This window comes from Mycolicibacterium hodleri, assembly GCF_025822245.1.
GTDB lineage: Bacteria > Actinomycetota > Actinomycetes > Mycobacteriales > Mycobacteriaceae > Mycobacterium > Mycobacterium hodleri.
The window spans coordinates 1-580 of record NZ_JACKTL010000060.1 but is presented as its reverse complement, the minus strand read 5'-3'; the positions used below and the strand labels follow the sequence as shown (position 1 = coordinate 580).

Annotated in this window: 2 pseudogenes; both read left to right on the top strand. The window is 66.4% G+C overall.

Going from position 1 to position 580, the window contains the following annotated elements:
- Positions 1-199 (top strand): annotated as a pseudogene (locus H7J06_RS25155) (2-keto-4-pentenoate hydratase); the annotation flags it as partial.
- Positions 200-210: 11 nt separating this feature from the next.
- Positions 211-580, top strand: a pseudogene (locus tag H7J06_RS25150) (acetaldehyde dehydrogenase (acetylating)); the annotation flags it as partial.

The following is a 580-nucleotide window of genomic DNA, read 5'->3' as shown; positions in this document are numbered from 1 at the left end:
GCGCAGTGATGCGGTGTTGGGCAATCCGGTGACCGCGGTGGCGTGGTTGGCCCGCAAGGTCGACCAGTTCGGGGTGCGGTTGCGGGCCGGGGACATCGTGTTGCCCGGGTCGTGCACGCGGGCGATTGACGCGCGTCCGGGTGACGACTTCGTCGCCGATTTTCTGGGGCTGGGTTCGGTCCGTCTGTCGTTCGAATAGGGAGTGTCTGCATGGGTGAGAAGGCGACCGTCGCGATCGTCGGGTCCGGCAACATCAGTACCGACTTGCTGTACAAACTGCTGCGTTCGGAGTGGTTGGAGCCACGCTGGATGATCGGGATCGACCCGGACAGTGAGGGGTTGGCGCGGGCCCGCACACTGGGGTTGGAGACCTCCCACGAGGGGGTGGATTGGTTGCTCGCGCAGTCGGAGAAGCCGGATTTGGTGTTCGAGGCGACCAGTGCCTACGTGCACCGCGCCGCCGCGCCGCGGTATGCCGAGGCGGGGATTCGGGCGATTGATCTGACCCCGGCGGCGGTGGGGCCGGGGGTGATTCCGCCGGCGAATCTGCGTGAGCATTTGGACGCGCCGAATGTGAACA